Source organism: Pseudomonas sp. EGD-AK9, from assembly GCF_000465935.2.
Classification (GTDB): Bacteria; Pseudomonadota; Gammaproteobacteria; order Pseudomonadales; family Pseudomonadaceae; genus Aquipseudomonas.
The window spans coordinates 1-1,808 of sequence record NZ_AVOF01000490.1; the positions used below are offsets into that span (position 1 = coordinate 1).

Sequence of the window (1,808 nt, forward strand, 5' to 3'; positions counted from 1 at the left end):
GTCACGACGCGGTGGCCTGGGGCTTCGCCCGCGCCGCCGACGCCCTGGGCGTCGACCTGATCCAGCAGACCGAGGTGATCGGTTTCCGCAAGGAAAACGGCGCGGTGATCGGCGTGGAAACCAGCAAGGGCTTCATCGGCGCCAAGCGCGTCGGCGTGGTCACCGCCGGTAACTCCGGGCATATGGCCAAGCTTGCCGGTTTCCGCCTGCCGCTGGAGTCGCACCCGCTGCAGGCGCTGGTCTCCGAGCCGATCAAGCCGATCATCGACACCGTGATCATGTCCAACGCCGTGCACGGCTACATCAGCCAGTCGGACAAGGGCGACCTGGTCATCGGCGCCGGCATCGACGGCTACAACGGCTACGGCCAGCGCGGCTCCTACCCGACCATCGAACACACCCTGCAGGCCATCGTCGAGATGTTCCCGGTGCTGTCGCGGGTGCGCATGAACCGCCAGTGGGGCGGCATCGTCGACACCACCCCGGACGCCTGCCCGATCATCGCCAAGACCCCGGTGAAGAACCTGTTCTTCAACTGCGGCTGGGGTACCGGCGGCTTCAAGGCCACCCCGGGTTCGGGCCACGTGTTCGCCGCCAGCCTGGCCAAGGGCGAGATGCACCCGCTGGCCAAGGCGTTCTCCATCGAGCGCTTCCACAACGGCGCGCTGATCGACGAACACGGCGCGGCGGGTGTCGCGCACTGATTTTGGCGCCCTCTCTCGCTGAGAGAGGGACGATGGTTTTCTGGAGGTACCGAGCATGTTGCACATCTTCTGCCCTCACTGTGGCGAACTGCGTTCCGAAGAAGAGTTCCACGCCGGCGGCCAGGCGCACATCGCCCGCCCGCTGGACCCGAACGCCTGCACCGACGAGGAGTGGGGCGAGTACCTGTTCTTCCGCGACAACCCGCGCGGCATCCACCACGAGTTGTGGATCCACGCGGCGGGCTGCCGCCAGTACTTCAACGTCACCCGTCACACGGTGAGCTACGAAATCCTCGAAACCTACAAGATCGGCGAACGCCCCAGCGTGACTGAGGCCTCCCTCGCCGCGAAGAAGGCCGTCGACCAAGGAGTAACGGCATGAGCCAGGTCAATCGTCTTGCCCAGGGCGGCCGCATCGACCGCAGCCAGCCCCTGACTTTCAGCTTCAACGGTCAGACCTTTCAGGGTTACGCCGGCGATACCCTGGCCGCTGCCCTGCTGGCCAACGGCGTCGACGTGGTCGGTCGCAGCTTCAAGTACTCGCGTCCGCGCGGCATAGTCGCCGCCGGTGCCGAAGAGCCCAATGCCGTGCTGCAGATCGGCTCCAGCGAGGCCACCCAGATCCCCAACGTGCGCGCCACCCAGCAGGCGCTGTACCAGGGCCTGACGGCCGCCAGCACCAACGGCTGGCCGAGCGTCAACACCGACCTGATGGGCATTCTCGGCAAGGTCGGCGGCGGCATGATGCCGCCCGGTTTCTACTACAAGACCTTCATGTACCCGCAGAACCTCTGGCTGACCTACGAGAAGTACATCCGTAAGGCCGCAGGCCTGGGCCGTGCGCCGAAGGAAAACGACCCGGACATCTACGACTACATGAACCAGCACTGCGACGTGTTGGTGGTCGGCGCCGGCCCCGCCGGTCTGGCTGCGGCTCTGGCCGCCGGGCGCAGCGGCGCGCGGGTGATCCTCGCCGACGAACAGGAAGAGTTCGGCGGCAGCCTGCTCTCCACCCGCGAGACCCTCGACGGCAAGCCGGCCGCCGAATGGGCCGCCAAGGCCATCGCCGAGCTGGAAGAGATGCCGGAAGTGACCCTGCTGCCG

Annotated in this window: 3 protein-coding genes; all 3 read left to right on the forward strand. The window is 66.8% G+C overall.

The window, feature by feature from the left end; translation table 11 throughout:
• Positions 1-704 (forward strand): FAD-dependent oxidoreductase (locus N878_RS19340; protein WP_021445211.1); only part of this gene is annotated, 704 nt, incomplete at its 5' end.
• Positions 705-759: 55 nt separating this feature from the next.
• Positions 760-1,086 carry a sarcosine oxidase subunit delta gene (locus N878_RS19345; RefSeq protein ID WP_021445212.1) on the forward strand — a complete coding sequence of 109 codons (327 nt, stop codon included), beginning with the start codon at positions 760-762 and terminating at the stop codon, positions 1,084-1,086.
• Positions 1,083-1,808 (forward strand): 2Fe-2S iron-sulfur cluster-binding protein (locus tag N878_RS19350; protein WP_031303524.1); only part of this gene is annotated, 726 nt, incomplete at its 3' end. The genes N878_RS19345 and N878_RS19350, both read left to right, overlap by 4 nt.

Coding starts and splice junctions, on each gene's coding strand:
- N878_RS19345 (WP_021445212.1), top strand. CDS start 760: ATGTTGCACATCTTCTGCCCTCACTGTGGCGAACTGCGTTCCGAAGAA.